Here is a 15,499-nt window from a genome sequence, read left to right as displayed (position 1 = left end):
CTGCGAAGCTTGACGCGGAAAAGAGTAAGCTTGCCATCATTAATGAAGTCGTAAGGTTTTTTCTCATTATTCTACCCTTGATAAAGTGTGACGTGTGTCACATTTTTATCAAGGGTAGAATAATGAGAAAAAACCTTACGACTTCATTAATGATGGCAAGCTTACTCTTTTCCGCGTCAAGCTTCGCAGAGATGAACTCGGTAGCACAATGTAACGACTGCTCTAATACAGCAGCATTAGAAGCGGCAACAGCACTTAAAAGTGATAATGTTTATGTGGTTGATTTTGTAAATAGAACCGCTAAAAAGTATGTCTCTGACAATAACGGAAATACTGTCGCTGCCAATATGAGTTTAGGTGAAATCACCCGCTTAAATCAGCGGTTTGATTATCGTAAAAGCTATCTTCATGCTGTTAAGCACTAATGTAAAAGTTGGCCTATTTGCTCTTTTGCCTTTGGCTAGAGAGCAATAATCCTAATCACTTAACTGCTGTTCTTACTAATTCCAATAACCGCAAGATATCCGCTTCATCATTGTAAATATGCGGTGACACTCTTATACCTTGGCTACGCGCATCAACACTGATGTTGGCACTTTTCAGGGTCGACATTACCTGTGGCTGCCGCTGACCAAAATTCAGGATCATAGTGCCACTGCGCTTATCTTGCTCTCGGGGAGATACCAGTTCACTATCGAGCTCATTGGCCACCAGCTCAATTAAATGCTGATTATGTTGCCGCAGTTTGTCTGAGCCTAGCTGACAGAAATAATCAATACTATGGGCCGCTATCGCATAGGGCGCCACAGAAGGCGTTCCCCCCCAAAACTTAAGCGCACTGCTATGGTATCTAAAATCATGAATATCGAACTCAAACGGGTTTTCATGACTAAACCAACCCACATCCTTGGGCTGGCAATCCGCAATATGCTGACTGTTAACCCATAAGTAAGCGGCGCCTGGGCCACCACATAGCCACTTAACACTTGAACCAATCATAAAGTCAGCCTGCAGAGCCGCTAAATCCATTGGCACCACTCCCGCAGATTGAGCGATATCGATCAGGGTTAAAATACCTCTCGATTTTGCTGTCGAAACAATGTCATGCACAGGAGATAACTGCCCGGTATTGGAATAGGCATGACTCACAAATACCATATCGATATCCGTCGTTAGGTGAGCATCCCACACATTTGCATCAGTAATATCCTGTTCTTTTGGGATAAACCGCAGCTCACAGTTTTTTGGCAACGCTTTTTTCAGTGCAAAACCCATACTGGGGAAATCAATCTCACTCATCAAGATCACGGCACCATCACGCTGTAATCGTGCCACCGACATCACCAATTTAGTCAGTGCGCTCGAGAGATTAACTTGCGGACAAAATTCGCTGGCGGGGGCATTAAACATTTTCGATAAACCCTTGGTAAAAAGCTCAATAATGCCAAGCCAGTCTCCCCACGGTTCGACGCCAGAGTCTTGCCATGGCGCAAAAAACTGCTGCCTAAATGCAGCTTCAGCGGTTTTGAGCGGTCTGCCAACCGAGTGATTTAGCAGGTAGCTTCCAGGTGCGAGCATAAAATCGTGCTTATGGTTATTGGTTAAATCATCCATATTAACTGGCCTCTAAACTTGCTGTCAGCGACTTAATATCATCATAGCGAGTATTGATATCACTGCGCTGCGCTGCTGCGCGCCTGTCGCGCAATTTTTCCAACGCATTAAGCAGCACTGGCAGCGGCGGACCACTTGCTGTGACCTTATCCATATGTTGCTGTTCCATGGTTTTAGAGGGGATAGCAATATACTTGTTAACTAACTCATTATGATGTTGAATCGCCGTTTCACCGTGTAGTTCACACACCTCAAGAAACAGCCTTACGTTCTCTTTAAACCATGCTTCATGGTTTAAATGCTGCAGCGCTAGCAGATCATCCATGAAGCTGGAGCGGCGCATGCAGTCACGTAGAATACTTTGATCTTCAGGCATCATATAAAGAAACTTATCCACCAACATTTGTGAATAACCGGGTTCATTGGCCGCGCAAAGCCCAAGTAGCATATCGATAACATTGATCCCGGCAAAGTCACCGGCATTTGCGCCACGGTAAACCTGAATGCCTACGCGATACGGTTTGTAATATGGCCTAACACAATAGAAAAAGTCATCGGCATCTAGCTTTTTAAATAACTGTTTATTCGATTCTTTTACATCTATAAGTGCTTGCTTGGCGACGATGAGTAGATCTGCGGCTATGGGATGAGAAATGCCAAGAGGCTGTATTTTTAATAATGCATCTGCAGCCCGCTTATAAGCGAGAATGCCTTTAGTATTGTAATCAATGAACAGCTGTTCAGCAGGCAAGCTGGTAAAGCGCTTATATAGGCCATTTTTAGCACTGTTATGGGTGGTTAAGTGTGCTGTGGCAAATCGAGGCGTGACACCAATAGAGGCACCGATATGCATCGCTAGCGCTGACGCTTCCGTTAATGGCGATACTTTCTCCCGTGATGGTTCCGTTATCTCATGGCGGCGACATGCGGCCATATATAAGCCCACATTACCCAATAAGCCAAAAGCATGATCAAAGCCTTGGTCGGTATTCCCCTCAGCCAACAATGTCGCAATCATCTCTCGACCTTCTGCTTCCAATGCTATTTTAAGAGACTCGCCAATACCTTCGACATTTGCGCGATCAACTTGATCTGCATACAGCAGCTCTAACTGGGTATTAAGCTCGACAAAACGGCTACGGATCCAGTGGTCAAAAGCCCGAGTATTCAATGTCATCTAGCGACTCCAATTATTGTTGTTATTTTGTTAAGTTAGCCTATCAGCATCTCCAAGGTTAAAATCATCATTTCCCTGTCTATAACTTCCATTTATGATCGGAATCCACTATAAATTGAAGCTATATTATTGAAATTAACCATAGAACTGAATTTGGAGTTTTCCTTGGACAGTAAAGATCTCAATATCCTCGCTATTTTGCAGAAACAGGGCCGTATTGCTATTTCCGAGCTCGCTGCAAGGCTAAATATGTCTGATACTCCTTGCCTTCGTAGAGTCAGAAAGCTCGAGCAAACGGGAGTGATAAGCGGTTATGCAGCGCAAATAGAACCTAAGGAGGTCGGGCTCAATGTGGTGGTGTATGCCTTTGTGCGGCTCACTGAAAATTCAGATCATCACGCTGAACGGTTCGAAACTGCAATGCAAAGTCTAGAGCAAGTGATGGAATGCTCAGTCGTCACCGGCGCACATGATTACGTTCTAAAAATTGTCGCCAGCGATCTCCTCAGCTATGAAAGCTTCGTTAAAAAATCTTTGGGCAGTTTAAATTGTATTGCCGGAATTGAATCCACTGTGGTGCTCAAACAAAACTTTTCAAGGAACACCCTGCCGTTAAAATAAACTAACATTCAATATGTTATCGAGAATTCGATTAAACTAGAGCAAATAAAAAACACTTAATTCTACCAATATCGGAAATTCACTAGACGACCGGTCTAATAGCATTTAAACTAGCGGCTATGAAAATTGAATCTCAACAAACACGTCAGCATATTATTGATTCTGGTTATAGCTTAATTTCGAGTAAAGGTTTCTCGAACGTGGGCTTGTCACAGATCCTAAAGTTTGCCGATGTTCCAAAAGGCTCTTTTTACCACTACTTCAAATCTAAGGAGCAGTTTGGTGAAGAGATCATTAACAGTTACTTCAAGGGATACCTACGCAGTATTGATGAACTGTTTGACGCCAAAAACGGTTCCGGTCTTGAGCGACTCATGAGCTATTGGCTGCACTGGCAGGCAACTCAGAGCGATTGCAGTATTGACCAAAAATGCTTAGTGGTTAAGCTCAGTGCCGAAGTGGCTGATCTATCGGAGTCGATGCGACTTGCGCTCAATAAAGGCTCATCGGCCGTTATTGCGCGGCTTGCCCACTGTATTGAAGCTGGCATCAACGACCAATCACTGCCAGTAATGCAAGCTAACATTACTGCAGAAACCTTATATCAACTTTGGTTAGGCGCGAGCTTAAAAAATAAACTGTCACGTGATCCAAATGCAATTGGACGCGTATTGCAAGTAACCAAAGCCCTGTTGGCACAGCCTCTCCCAGTGCTGAAATAGCCAACAGTTTTATCTCATCCCGCCTACGCTTAAGGCGGGTATTTTTTAACTATTTACTAGACGACTGGTCTACTAAATATCTCATACTCATTCGATAACACGTGTCGATAGATAGGAAAGATTATGAACAGCTTTGACTACTACAACCCAACTCATATCAGCTTTGGTGAAGGCAAGATTGCCGAACTAGACAATTTAGTCGCAAAAGACGCAAAAGTATTAATACTGTTTGGCGGCAATAGCGCCAGAAGCACTGGCACCTTAGATGAAGTAAAAGCAGCTCTTGGACAACGTGATGTTGTGGAGTTTGGTGGTATTGAAGCCAATCCAACTTACGAAACATTAATGCTCGCAGTTGATGTTGTTAAACAGCAGAATATTGATTTTCTATTAGCCGTTGGTGGCGGGTCAGTGATTGATGGCACTAAATTTGTTGCCGCTGCCGCACTGTTTGAAGGTGAACCTTGGGACATTCTTTTAAGCTGGGGCGCAAAAGTGACTCAAGCTCTGCCATTCGGCACGGTATTAACCTTGCCAGCCACGGGTTCGGAAATGAACAGCGCTAGCGTTGTGACTCGTAAAGAGTATCAAGCAAAGCTCTCTTTCATGAGCGATCATGTCTATCCAAAGTTTTCAGTTTTAGATCCAAGTAAAACCTTTACCCTGCCTGAGCGCCAAGTGGCCAATGGGGTTGTCGATGCTTTTATTCACATCACAGAGCAGTACCTAACCTACCCAGTTAACGCCCCAGTACAAGACCGATTTGCCGAAGGTTTACTACAAACCTTGATCGAGCTTGGACCCAACGCCCTCAGTGAGCCAAAAGACATTGATGTTAGAGCCAACCTGATGTGGGTGGCCACCATGGCGCTAAGCGGCGTCATCGGTCGCGGCGTTCCCCATGACTGGGCAACCCATATGATTGGCCATGAGCTGACTGTGCTGTATGACATCGACCACGCTCGCACTATCGCTATCGTGCTGCCAGGTATGCTCGATTGTCGCCGTGAAGCTAAGCAGGAGAAGTTATTACAGTATGCGGATCGTGTTTGGGGCATAACTCAAGGCACTAACGATGAAATTATCGATGCAGCCATCGCTAAAACCCGTGAGTTCTTCGAAGCCATGGGCATTAAAACCCGTCTTTCTGATTACGGTTTGGATGCTAATAGCATCGACCAAATCATGGCACAACTAGAAGCTCACGGAATGACGGCATTGGGTGAAAAGCAAGATGTTGATTTGGCCATGAGTCGCAAGATTTTAGAGCGCAACCTTTAGTAACTTAAGCGCACTTTAGCTTCAATCTACCTGCTCTAGTGCGCTTATAACAAATACATTTTTTGCAATCAGGTTTTTAACTAAACGATTAAATTACAGAGGATTATAAATGAACGTATTAATGGTACTGACCTCACACGATAAATTAGGCGATACCGGGTTAAAAACAGGCTTTTGGTTAGAAGAGTTTGCCAGCCCTTTTTACCGCTTTAAAGACAGTGGTTTTAACGTCACCCTAGCTTCTCCGGCCGGCGGCCAGCCACCGCTTGATCCAAGCAGCGAACAAGCTGATTTTCAAACTGCCGCGACAGATAGATTCAATAAAGATAGCGACGCACAACAGCTACTTGCGACAACTCAGGTACTGGCTGACCTTAATGCTGCAGATTACGATGCCGTGTTCTATCCTGGTGGGCATGGGCCATTGTGGGATCTGACCAATGATGCCAACTCTATCGCATTGATTGAAAGCTTCTATCAAGCGAGCAAGCCTGTCGGTCTCGTGTGTCATGCTCCTGGTGCACTTAAAAATGTCAAAGCCGCTGACGGTACTCCGTTAGTTGCAGGCAAGAGGGTGACCGGCTTTACCAACACTGAAGAAGCAGCGGTGCAACTCACTGACATCGTTCCTTACCTTGTTGAAGATATGATGATTGCCCATGGTGCGCTATACAGTAAAGGCGATGACTGGACGAGCTACTTAGCCGTTGATGGCAATTTGATCACAGGTCAAAACCCAGCATCTTCTGAAGTCGTTGCCGATGAGATAATCAAGCAACTAGGCTAATTGTAGGCCATCGCGCTTACGTAAACGGGTATATTATTAAATATGCCCGTTTAGCCCTTTTTCAGCTCAAAGCATTTTCACTAGGACAGCCAATGATCACCTTGCATCACTTAAACAAATCTCGCTCTAAACGTATTATCTGGCTACTCGAAGAGCTAGAGCTTGATTACCAAATCAAAGCCTACCAAAGAGACAAAGACACTTTTCTTGCACCACCAGAGCTTAAAGCCATTCACCCACTCGGTAAATCACCGGTGATCGAATATAACCAGCAGGTTATAGCAGAATCAGGTGCCATTACTGAGTATCTAATTGACACTCATGCAGCTGGAAAGCTAGCACCAGAAAAAGGCTGTAGTGATTATGTCGAGTATTTGCAATGGCTACACTTTGCTGAAAGCTCGGCAATACTGCCGTTGTTGCTCAGAATGTTTGTCGCCAAAGACGGTTGTCAAACCAATTTTCTGGAAGGCTACGCCGCGGTTGAAACTGAAAAAGTGCTGAGCTATGTCAATCAGGCTTTAGCGGGTAAGCGCTACTTGGTGGCGGATAAACTCACTGGGGCAGATATCATGATGTCGTTTATCGTAGAGTTGTTAGTGGCCAGTGGTGAGACGGAAAAATACCTCAACATTGCGACTTACGCACAGCAGTTAGCCCTGCATGCTAATAGTACTAAAGCTGGCGAGATTGAGCAGCAGTACGATAATCGTTAAGCGACTACAAAAAAGGCAGCCCACTGGCTGCCTTAAATTTAAACCAAATGACAACTAATTAACACAATCAGTCAAATCCAACTCAACCACCGGTAGCACTCCAGTTTTGGGTTCATTACGGGCATTTGGAGTAAAATAATATAAGTAACAACGGTCTATATTAACATCGTTACCTTTAGGAAAAATGACAAACCCCCGCCCGACCGTTGAATCCGCATAACCACGACTACTAAACCAAGCCAAACCACGGTGACGCGCACACCAACTCGTATCTTCGTCACATTGATTTGAAGTGATATAGGTGACAGCATCAAAATCAACCAAATATATAAAAGCGTTATTCCAGCGGCCTTCTGGGTAATTAGCTGTGACAAAAATATCCTGGCCATTTTCTAACGTAAAACTATTTTGAGTATTGTTAAGGTTAAGGTTTTCCGGTCGTAGCACTATCTGTGCCCCAACAAGATCACGAGCGGATTTTAAGCTGCCTTGCATGCCTTTCAACACTGAAAGTTCAGCATCGGTTCTTAGATCTAGGAATTTAGGCGCTGCAATAACCGCCAATATTCCCAGTATAATAATAACCACCACGAGCTCTATTAAGGTAAAACCACGATATATTTTACTCACACCAAATTCCCTACCTTTGAATTCCTTTTCCAAAACATACATAGCTATCAGTTCACCACATACCCAGTATCAACACTAGTACAAAATAGCGCCCTCGGCTAACGAAGCTAACTTTATGAATAAAAATGGATAATCATCACTAACAAAGTTCATGATTTATTGCTGAAAAGGCGCTAATCTGAGTGAGATAATGTGTCACAAAGGAAATCACAATGCGTCTAGTTTTATTGGTTTTAATACTACTTGTCAGCCCACTTATCCATGGGACTGTATATAAATGGGTAGATCAGGACGGCAAGGTACACTTTTCTGATCAGCCAGTAAAAAATGCAGAAGTGGTCGAGTTTAACAAAAATACAGAGAACCAAGTAAAGCTTCCCCCACCGCAAAGTCAATCAGAGCGTAATCTATCGCCTACTGCCGATAAAATTAACTACAGCTTGCGTATCACCTCTCCTACCGAAGAGGAAACAATAAGAAGTAACCAAGGTCATATTGCTATCGCACTGCAGATTGAACCTGAACTCGCTGCTTCACATCTATTAGTGCTGTTTATGGACGGCAAGCAACAAGGTGAAGCACAACAAAGCGGTTTGTTCCAAGTGTCGAATGTCGACCGCGGTGAACATACTTTTGTTATTAAAGCACTGGCACAAGACGGCAAACTACTTGCATCTACTCTGCCAAGGAAAGTATTTCTTCATCGGACAATACAAAACAGAGCAAGATAGTGACAACTAAAGCTCAGAAACAACTATTTAACACGTTTAAATACATACTCTTAGTAGATTCTATATAACGTTATTACTCCGATGAGGCCGAGTTGCAAGCTGCACCACTTTGGTGCACCATAGTGGTGCAACCGAGTTAGAACCCCAAAATGGTGCAACTGATTAAAGCGGAGTAGCTGATGGATACCGATTTATTGCTCAATCATCTAGTCACTGCAGTGCTCGTTATCAATGACGAGCTAGAACTGCTTTACACTAATGTCGCTACTGAGCAGCTTTTGGGCGTGAGTAATAACAAGCTCCTAGAGCTGAGTCTGCCTGAACATTATCAGACATTGGCCGTTGACCTGCAGATGTTGCAATTAGCCATTAAAAATAACCAAGGACTCACCGTCAATACCGTTTCACTGGTCACTCTTGACGGCCAACAACACACTGTAGATGTGACACTAACCCCTATAGAACAAGAATATAGACAAGCTTTATTAGAGCTGCGACAAGTCGACCAACAGAGGCGTATCCACCAGCAATTAACCCAAGATGCCCAGCAGCAAGCAGCTCAGTTTCTAGTTAGAAATCTCGCCCATGAAATAAAAAATCCGCTTGGGGGATTAAGAGGCGCTGCACAACTGTTATCTCGGGAGCTCAAAGAGCCTGAACTCAAAGAGTTTACCGACTTGATTATTGAGCAAGCTGACCGCTTAAGAGCTCTGGTAGACCGACTCTTGGGCCCACAGAAACCGACACAGCACAGCCTTTATAATATCCACGAAGTCATTCACAAGGTATTGCAGCTGGTCAATTTAACTCTGCCTGACAATGTTACTTTGACGCAAGATTATGACCCTTCAATACCTGACATCGAAATGGACCCAGACCAACTGCAACAAGCGGTGCTTAATATCGTGCAAAATGCAGTTCAGGCTCTGGATATGGCGGGCGGTAATATCCGTATAAAGACGCGCACTCAGCACCAGGTAACGATTGGCACAATACGCCATAAATTGGTATTGATGTTGTCGGTCATCGACAACGGCCCCGGAATTAACCCTGACTTAATGGATACGCTCTTTTACCCCATGGTCACTGGACGTGAGCAAGGTTCTGGCTTAGGGCTATCGATTGCCCATAATTTTGCCCGATTACATGGCGGTCGAATTGAATGTGACTCCTCTACAGGACGCACCGAATTCACCATCACTCTACCCATCAATAGTTAAATGAGGAAAACAACAACATGACTGAACAAGTATGGGTCCTCGATGATGATAGCTCTATTCGCTGGGTACTTGAGAAATCGTTACAAGGCGCCAAACTCAGTAGTGCAAGCTTTGCTGCTGCCGAGTCACTATGGGACGCCCTAGAAACATCGCAGCCCAAAGTCATTGTGTCTGACATTCGTATGCCGGGTACCGACGGCTTAACGCTACTCGAACGCCTACAAAATCATTACCCCCACATTCCGGTAATCATTATGACGGCTCACTCTGACCTTGATAGCGCAGTCAGTGCTTATCAAGCTGGGGCATTTGAATACTTGCCTAAACCCTTTGATATTGACGAAGCCATCTCGCTCGTAGAGCGCGCTATTACTCATGCTAACGAACAAAGTAATAGCAGTACACCTGCCGAGCCAGTTATCGCCACTCCAGAAATCATCGGTGAAGCACCCGCAATGCAAGAGGTGTTTAGAGCCATCGGCCGCTTATCTCGTTCATCGATTAGCGTACTCATTAATGGCCAATCTGGTACAGGTAAAGAGCTTGTCGCCAGCGCCTTACATAAACACAGCCCGAGAAAAGGTAAGCCTTTTATTGCGATTAATATGGCGGCAATACCGAAGGACTTAATCGAGTCGGAACTTTTTGGTCATGAAAAAGGGGCATTTACCGGGGCGGGAAGTGTTCGCCAAGGCCGATTTGAACAAGCAAATGGTGGCACGCTGTTTTTAGATGAAATTGGCGATATGCCTTTAGATGTGCAAACCCGCTTATTGCGGGTGTTAGCCGATGGTCAGTTTTATCGCGTCGGCGGCCACTCCCCGGTGCAAGTTGATGTGCGTATTATTGCCGCAACCCACCAAAATTTAGAACAACTGGTGCACAAGGGTGATTTTAGAGAAGATCTGTTTCACCGTTTAAATGTGATTAGAGTGCATCTGCCACCTTTATCGCAGCGACGAGAAGATATTGCTCAACTGGCACGTCACTTTTTAATCATCGCAGCAAAAGAGATCGATGTAGAGCCAAAAATACTGACGAAAGAAGCAGCTAATAAACTTGCAACACTGCCTTGGCCCGGTAATGTTCGCCAGCTAGAGAACACCTGTCGTTGGTTAACCGTTATGGCGTCAGGGCAGGAGATTTTGCCACAAGATCTGCCACCAGAGCTAATAGAGGAAACCACAGCATCTCATAATGAACATACAGCGACCAACGACTGGGAAACGGCACTAAAACGATGGATAGATCAGCGCTTAGCCGAGGGAGAAAGTGACTTACTCACTGAAGTCCAACCTGCTTTCGAGCGCATTTTGCTAGAAACAGCCCTAAAACATACTAACGGCCATAAACAAGAAGCAGCCAAACGTTTGGGCTGGGGGCGTAACACCTTAACCCGCAAGCTAAAAGAGCTGGCGATGGAATAGCCTCATTAACAAATGCTGCTAAGCTAGCAACAAAAAAGGATATCATTTGATATCCTTTTTTGTAGGTCAATTTAGTGCGCTCAAAGCTGACTAGAAATGGTAATGCATTCCTAAGGTCACGTTTGAGTACTCAGCATCAACATCGCCCAGATCATCAATTTCAAGTGTAGTAGAGGTTAAATCATAACCTAAACGAATGGTTAGTTTTTCAGTTAGCGCAGCATTAATGCCGGCGCCAACGACCACACCGTTCCCAGTGAAATCCAACTCTTCTGAGCCGCTCTCAAAAACCAATGCAGCAGACGCTAGACCGACTTTCCCGTATAAAGAAAACGTATCGTTAATCACCCATGTGAACTTGGGTGCAACCGAAAATGAAGTGGCGCTAACACTAATACCATCCTCTTCGAGAATGTCATTGGTCCCATATAGCACAGCCTCTAAACCAAACCACTCATTGAAGTTGTAACCGCCATAAAGACCATAGCTTTGGCCTGATTCAGATAACTCTTCAACGTCAGCTGAAAAGGCACCGATTTGACCACCTACATATGCTCCAACACGATCCGTCTCTGCAGAAGCAACATTTGAAGCCGTTAATCCTAAAACCGCTAATGCTACAATTGATAATTTTTTGATGATGATTCCCTTACATCGTTTTTGATGGGGTGGAATCTAGCACAGCGAAGATACAAATTGCGACACAGTGAGTATAAATAACTATCTCTATTAGTAAATTTCAATATCACGATATGCTTGCAAACACATTATTAGCGCTATTTACACTGGGTCTTGGTGAATAATCACCTCAGCATTACCAAACTCATGCCGGATCCTAATAGACGTATCAACGGCTATGGTATGAGCGAGTTCCAAACTCAGCGAACCATCTAACTCTAGGTGAAATTGAATAAACATCGTCTTACCAGACTCCCTTGTTCTAAGATCATGGATCCCTTTAACCTGTGGGTCAGCGATGGCGATCTCGCTGATTTTAAGTCGGGTATCATCATCTAACTCTCGGTCTAACAATGATTGTACTGACTTATACGCTAAGCCGATGGCTTGCTGGCCAATGAAAAGGGCAATCAGTACAGCAAACAAACCATCGGCCCACCACCAGCCATATTGCGATAACACCAATGCCAATAACACGGCGGCATTCAAGAACAAGTCCGACTTATAGTGCAGCGCATCAGCCTCAACTATCGTGCTTGAGGTCGCCGCTAATGCTCTTTTCTGTAACATCACCAGGGCAAAGGTAAGCACGATTGCAATAATAGAGACAATCACCCCAAGCGTGACATGCTTTACCTCAACAGGATTGATGAGCCTTTCACCACCGTGGAAAAACAGCAGAAATGCAGATCCGAGAATAAACGCTGACTGAGCAAGTGCGGCTAACGGCTCAGCTTTACCATGACCGTAGCGATGATCTTGATCGGCGGGAACGATTGCATAGCGGATAGCAATAAAATTGACGATAGATGCCAAAGCATCAGCAAAAGAGTCTGTTAAAGAGGCCAACATACTGGCTGAACCAGAATACATCCATGCGGCTAACTTTATAATGATAAGGGTTAAGGCTGTAGCAACTGCAGCGCGGCTAGCAAGCTTAACCCAAAAATCATATTGGGAAGTGTCATTCATAAGATCTGTTTACGCGTCAATGTAAGGGAAGTCCAGATCTTAAGTTTATATTAAACGGAGGGAAAACGGATAACTCCCCTCATGTTTAATGTCTATTTTATGTAAATTATCTTTTGTGGTGTTTACTCTTAGCAAAACGTTTCTTAAATTTTTCTTGCTGCTCTGGTGTCAGCAGTTGATAAACTTGGTTTTGCAGCTTCATCATATTGACGGCTTTTTGTTGACGATCTTCCTGTTTAGCCGCTAATGCTTGCTTAACTTCAGCCTCATTGAAACTGTCCGCAGTGATAAACTCCAGCATCTGTGCTTTTTGCGTTGCGCGATCTTCTTTCGATGGGCGGTTCAGCTCCATCTCATCACGATGGGAACTCAATATCGCCTTTACTTGGGTTTTTTGTTCATCCGATAGATCTAATCCGCGGAACATCTTACGCATTTTATCATGATGCTCGCCGCGCTCACCTTTCATCTGATGATGCTCTTGCTGGTTGCTCTCAGGCTGCTCATCCGCTGCTCGCACTGCAACGGTGAGTAATGCGCTACTGACTACTAACGCCAATAAGCCTGCTTTCAAAGTATACTTTTTCATCTGCTAGCCCTTCTCTATTAAATTTAGCGCCATAACGCTAAACTATTTACCAAGATTAATAGTGTAGTCATTGCAATGTAAGTGAGGGTTTCTGTTACGTAAAACACTGTAAAGCAAACGCAGCAAACGTTAATAGCCATTGCATTAACTATTGTTCTCCTCAGTGGAAATAAGGATGACGCCCTCCTTTACATTGAATTACACTCCTAAACGGCAATTGACATCAAACAGGGTATACTGCTGATATTAAGTGTAAGGAAAAGGGTGAGCATGAGCCGCATACTGTTGATAGATGATGACTTAGGTCTGTCTGAATTACTGGCACAACTACTAGAACTAGAAGGGTTTGAGCTGACATTAGCCCATGATGGCCAGGCAGGACTCGATCTCGCATTACAGCAAACTTTTGATCTTATTTTGCTCGACGTAATGCTACCTAAACTCAATGGTTTTGAAGTATTACGTGCATTGCGTACCAAGAAGCAAACTCCAGTGCTGATGTTAACGGCACGAGGCGATGAGATAGACAGAGTTGTCGGCCTAGAAATTGGCGCAGATGACTACCTCCCCAAGCCATTCAATGACCGCGAGTTAGTCGCACGTATTCGCGCCATCATCAGACGAACTCATATACAAGCCAATGATAATGCTCAAACGATACAGTCCTTTGGCGATCTCAGTTTAGACCCAGCTCGTCAAGAAGTGCATTGCCAGGAGCAACTTATCATTCTGACCGGTACTGAATTTAGTCTGCTGTTTGAATTAGTACAAAATGCAGGTGAGCTAGCAACTAAAGAGATACTTAGTCAGAAAGTCCTCGGCAAGAAACTGATGCCATTTGACCGAAGTTTAGACATGCATCTATCTAACTTACGTAAAAAGATGCCTGAACGTAGTGATGGTCGTCCACGCGTTAAGACCATTCGCGGCAAAGGTTATATCTGGTTACCCTAAATGTCATTGAGAAAAAGCCCCAATAATATTTTTGTAAAATTGCTACTCGGTTTTTGGCTGTGTAGCTCGTTAATCTTTGCTCTAGTCGCTGTTTTGCCCCTGGTGCAACAAAACCATGACCAATCAGAACTACCGCCACAGCTTGAAGAGATGCTCTCCAAGCTAGCAAACCGCATCATTGACAATCCTAGAATACTGCAACCGGAAAACATGAGACGTTGGAATCGTTTCAAAGAAAAAAAAGGCCGACCGTATCGAGCCTTTCTGGTCGATGAAAATTCAAATGTGCTTAATAGCCGCAAACCTTCACGAGCGCTACGGCAGTTTATGCTGATGGCTGATGAAGCAGGCAAGCCAATAAAACACCAATTTCGTAATGAATTCTTTTTTGGCCCTTACCTATTTAAGGTTGAAAACAAACAATATGCGCTTTATGGCACGTTACCAGAGCATCATCCACGACCTTGGTTTTTATTTTTTATTGACAATAAAATCCTCACGCTAAGCATTGCCATCTTATTGTCAGGGCTGCTCTGTGGCTTATTTGCATGGCATTTAGGTAAACCGTTACGCTCGCTAAAACGCAGCGCCGACGCTTTAGCCAATGGCGATTTAAGTAGCCGTGTCGATCGCGCTACGGCCAAACGTAATGACGAGTTTGGGCAGCTAGCTCAGGCATTTAATGGTATGGCAGATTCTGTTGAAGATATGGTTAAAAGTCAGCAGCGGTTGATAAGCGATATATCCCATGAGCTTAGAACACCACTGACCCGCCTTAAATTATCACTGGCGCTTAGTCGTAAAAAAGGTCAAGAAACCCAAGAAACTCAGCGTATCGAATATGAAGCCGATCAATTAGAACAGATGATTGCCGAGCTATTAGAGCTGTCGCGAGTCAAGCTTAATGCTACCGAATCTAAACATAACTTAGAACTTGCGGAGACCTTAAGCCAAGTGCTGGATGATGCCGATTTTGAGGCTCAACAACAAAATAAGCTATTGCATATCGATATCGATGAATCGATACAGCTGCCGCTTTACCCAAGGCCACTTTCTAGAGCCGTTGAGAATTTACTGCGTAATGCGATTCGATATGCACAATCACAGATTATCATTCGAACTTCGGTTACTGACGAGTTAATCAAACTTGAAATTATCGATGACGGACCCGGGATCCCTGATGCTAGCGACTTAGACGCTATTTTTAAACCCTTCTATCGTCCGCAATCGGCAAGAGATAGAGAGTCTGGCGGATGGGGATTAGGTTTAGCGATTGCTGAAGCGGCGGTGACGGCGCATCAAGGTCAGATAAAAGCTGAAAATATGCAGCCCCATGGACTCATTGTGACCATTAGCCTACCGCGTTAGCGGCGATTAGCG

At 44.4% G+C, this 15,499-nt stretch carries 17 protein-coding genes; 11 read left to right on the top strand and 6 right to left on the bottom strand.

From position 1 onward, the window contains the following. A partial coding sequence (locus tag L2755_RS17450) for a hypothetical protein (protein WP_248981955.1) occupies positions 1-425 on the top strand: 425 nt, incomplete at its 5' end. 55 nt (positions 426-480) lie between these two features. Here L2755_RS17450 and L2755_RS17445 read toward each other — a convergent pair. Further along, the gene (locus L2755_RS17445) at positions 481-1,614 is read right to left on the bottom strand and encodes an aminotransferase class V-fold PLP-dependent enzyme (protein WP_248981954.1); all 1,134 of its coding nucleotides are present in this window, start codon (positions 1,612-1,614) and stop codon (positions 481-483) included. Between the two features lies 1 nt (position 1,615). Next, complete coding sequence (locus L2755_RS17440; RefSeq protein ID WP_248981953.1) at positions 1,616-2,791, bottom strand: PrnB family protein; 1,176 nt, start codon at positions 2,789-2,791, stop codon at positions 1,616-1,618. A 165-nt stretch (positions 2,792-2,956) separates the two neighbouring features. Here L2755_RS17440 and L2755_RS17435 point away from each other — a divergent pair, with 165 nt between their 5' ends. The 5 genes from L2755_RS17435 to L2755_RS17415 all read left to right on the top strand — a co-directional run bounded on the left by L2755_RS17435 (position 2,957) and on the right by L2755_RS17415 (position 6,918). Further along, positions 2,957-3,412 carry an Lrp/AsnC family transcriptional regulator gene (locus tag L2755_RS17435; RefSeq protein ID WP_248981952.1) on the top strand — a complete coding sequence of 152 codons (456 nt, stop codon included), beginning with the start codon at positions 2,957-2,959 and terminating at the stop codon, positions 3,410-3,412. 119 nt (positions 3,413-3,531) lie between these two features. Beyond that, positions 3,532-4,134 (top strand): TetR/AcrR family transcriptional regulator, encoded by a 603-nt coding sequence (locus tag L2755_RS17430; RefSeq protein WP_248981951.1) that lies wholly within the window; start codon positions 3,532-3,534, stop codon positions 4,132-4,134. Between the two features lie 123 nt (positions 4,135-4,257). Next, a complete protein-coding gene (locus L2755_RS17425) occupies positions 4,258-5,415 on the top strand; it encodes an iron-containing alcohol dehydrogenase (protein WP_248981950.1) in 1,158 nt (385 codons plus the stop codon). Positions 5,416-5,524: 109 nt separating this feature from the next. Continuing rightward, the gene (locus tag L2755_RS17420) at positions 5,525-6,202 is read left to right on the top strand and encodes a type 1 glutamine amidotransferase domain-containing protein (RefSeq protein WP_248981949.1); all 678 of its coding nucleotides are present in this window, start codon (positions 5,525-5,527) and stop codon (positions 6,200-6,202) included. Between the two features lie 92 nt (positions 6,203-6,294). Then, positions 6,295-6,918, top strand: coding sequence for a glutathione S-transferase family protein (locus L2755_RS17415; protein WP_248981948.1), 624 nt, complete (start codon positions 6,295-6,297; stop codon positions 6,916-6,918). A 54-nt stretch (positions 6,919-6,972) separates the two neighbouring features. On the opposite strand, the gene L2755_RS22245 is transcribed toward L2755_RS17415, so the two are convergent. Beyond that, positions 6,973-7,548 carry a pilus assembly FimT family protein gene (locus L2755_RS22245; protein WP_346348102.1) on the bottom strand — a complete coding sequence of 192 codons (576 nt, stop codon included), beginning with the start codon at positions 7,546-7,548 and terminating at the stop codon, positions 6,973-6,975. A 212-nt stretch (positions 7,549-7,760) separates the two neighbouring features. On the opposite strand from L2755_RS22245, the gene L2755_RS17405 reads away from it, so the two are divergent. The 3 genes from L2755_RS17405 (at position 7,761) to glnG (ending at position 10,926) form a co-directional block, all read left to right on the top strand. Then, entirely contained in the window at positions 7,761-8,279 is a 519-nt protein-coding gene (locus L2755_RS17405) for a DUF4124 domain-containing protein (RefSeq protein ID WP_248981947.1), read from the top strand. A gap of 179 nt (positions 8,280-8,458) precedes the next feature. Beyond that, positions 8,459-9,499: a nitrogen regulation protein NR(II) gene (gene glnL / locus L2755_RS17400; RefSeq protein ID WP_248981946.1), complete on the top strand. Its 1,041-nt coding sequence runs from the start codon at positions 8,459-8,461 to the stop codon at positions 9,497-9,499. Positions 9,500-9,516: 17 nt separating this feature from the next. After that, the gene (glnG, locus tag L2755_RS17395) at positions 9,517-10,926 is read left to right on the top strand and encodes a nitrogen regulation protein NR(I) (protein WP_248981945.1); all 1,410 of its coding nucleotides are present in this window, start codon (positions 9,517-9,519) and stop codon (positions 10,924-10,926) included. A gap of 90 nt (positions 10,927-11,016) precedes the next feature. Here the strand turns inward: glnG and L2755_RS17390 are convergent, their stop codons facing one another. The 3 genes from L2755_RS17390 to L2755_RS17380 all read right to left on the bottom strand — a co-directional run bounded on the left by L2755_RS17390 (position 11,017) and on the right by L2755_RS17380 (position 13,165). Continuing rightward, on the bottom strand, positions 11,017-11,550 hold the full coding sequence (locus L2755_RS17390; protein ID WP_248981956.1) for a porin family protein: 534 nt from the start codon (positions 11,548-11,550) through the stop codon (positions 11,017-11,019). Positions 11,551-11,706: 156 nt separating this feature from the next. Beyond that, positions 11,707-12,576: a cation efflux pump FieF gene (gene fieF / locus L2755_RS17385; protein ID WP_248981944.1), complete on the bottom strand. Its 870-nt coding sequence runs from the start codon at positions 12,574-12,576 to the stop codon at positions 11,707-11,709. Positions 12,577-12,682: 106 nt separating this feature from the next. After that, entirely contained in the window at positions 12,683-13,165 is a 483-nt protein-coding gene (locus tag L2755_RS17380) for a Spy/CpxP family protein refolding chaperone (RefSeq protein ID WP_248981943.1), read from the bottom strand. A gap of 270 nt (positions 13,166-13,435) precedes the next feature. On the opposite strand from L2755_RS17380, the gene L2755_RS17375 reads away from it, so the two are divergent. Continuing rightward, positions 13,436-14,119, top strand: a complete 684-nt coding sequence (locus tag L2755_RS17375; protein WP_248981942.1) for a response regulator — start codon at positions 13,436-13,438, stop codon at positions 14,117-14,119. After that, on the top strand, positions 14,120-15,487 hold the full coding sequence (locus tag L2755_RS17370; RefSeq protein ID WP_248981941.1) for an ATP-binding protein: 1,368 nt from the start codon (positions 14,120-14,122) through the stop codon (positions 15,485-15,487). The last annotated feature ends 12 nt before the right edge of the window (positions 15,488-15,499 follow it).

The organism is Shewanella abyssi, from assembly GCF_023284025.1.
Taxonomy (GTDB): Bacteria; Pseudomonadota; Gammaproteobacteria; order Enterobacterales; family Shewanellaceae; genus Shewanella; species Shewanella abyssi.
Note: the sequence above shows the minus strand (reverse complement) of the source record. Positions and strands in the feature narration are given on the sequence as shown.

What these genes read in the sequence shown, in the direction of transcription:
- fieF (WP_248981944.1), bottom strand. Translation starts at nt 12,576, where the DNA reads ATGAATGACACTTCCCAATATGATTTTTGGGTTAAGCTTGCTAGCCGC.
- L2755_RS17420 (WP_248981949.1), top strand. Translation starts at nt 5,525, where the DNA reads ATGAACGTATTAATGGTACTGACCTCACACGATAAATTAGGCGATACC.
- L2755_RS17380 (WP_248981943.1), bottom strand. Translation starts at nt 13,165, where the DNA reads ATGAAAAAGTATACTTTGAAAGCAGGCTTATTGGCGTTAGTAGTCAGT.
- L2755_RS17430 (WP_248981951.1), top strand. Translation starts at nt 3,532, where the DNA reads ATGAAAATTGAATCTCAACAAACACGTCAGCATATTATTGATTCTGGT.
- L2755_RS17370 (WP_248981941.1), top strand. Translation starts at nt 14,120, where the DNA reads ATGTCATTGAGAAAAAGCCCCAATAATATTTTTGTAAAATTGCTACTC.
- glnL (WP_248981946.1), top strand. Translation starts at nt 8,459, where the DNA reads ATGGATACCGATTTATTGCTCAATCATCTAGTCACTGCAGTGCTCGTT.
- glnG (WP_248981945.1), top strand. Translation starts at nt 9,517, where the DNA reads ATGACTGAACAAGTATGGGTCCTCGATGATGATAGCTCTATTCGCTGG.
- L2755_RS17415 (WP_248981948.1), top strand. Translation starts at nt 6,295, where the DNA reads ATGATCACCTTGCATCACTTAAACAAATCTCGCTCTAAACGTATTATC.
- L2755_RS17445 (WP_248981954.1), bottom strand. Translation starts at nt 1,614, where the DNA reads ATGGATGATTTAACCAATAACCATAAGCACGATTTTATGCTCGCACCT.
- L2755_RS17375 (WP_248981942.1), top strand. Translation starts at nt 13,436, where the DNA reads ATGAGCCGCATACTGTTGATAGATGATGACTTAGGTCTGTCTGAATTA.
- L2755_RS17440 (WP_248981953.1), bottom strand. Translation starts at nt 2,791, where the DNA reads ATGACATTGAATACTCGGGCTTTTGACCACTGGATCCGTAGCCGTTTT.
- L2755_RS17425 (WP_248981950.1), top strand. Translation starts at nt 4,258, where the DNA reads ATGAACAGCTTTGACTACTACAACCCAACTCATATCAGCTTTGGTGAA.
- L2755_RS17405 (WP_248981947.1), top strand. Translation starts at nt 7,761, where the DNA reads ATGCGTCTAGTTTTATTGGTTTTAATACTACTTGTCAGCCCACTTATC.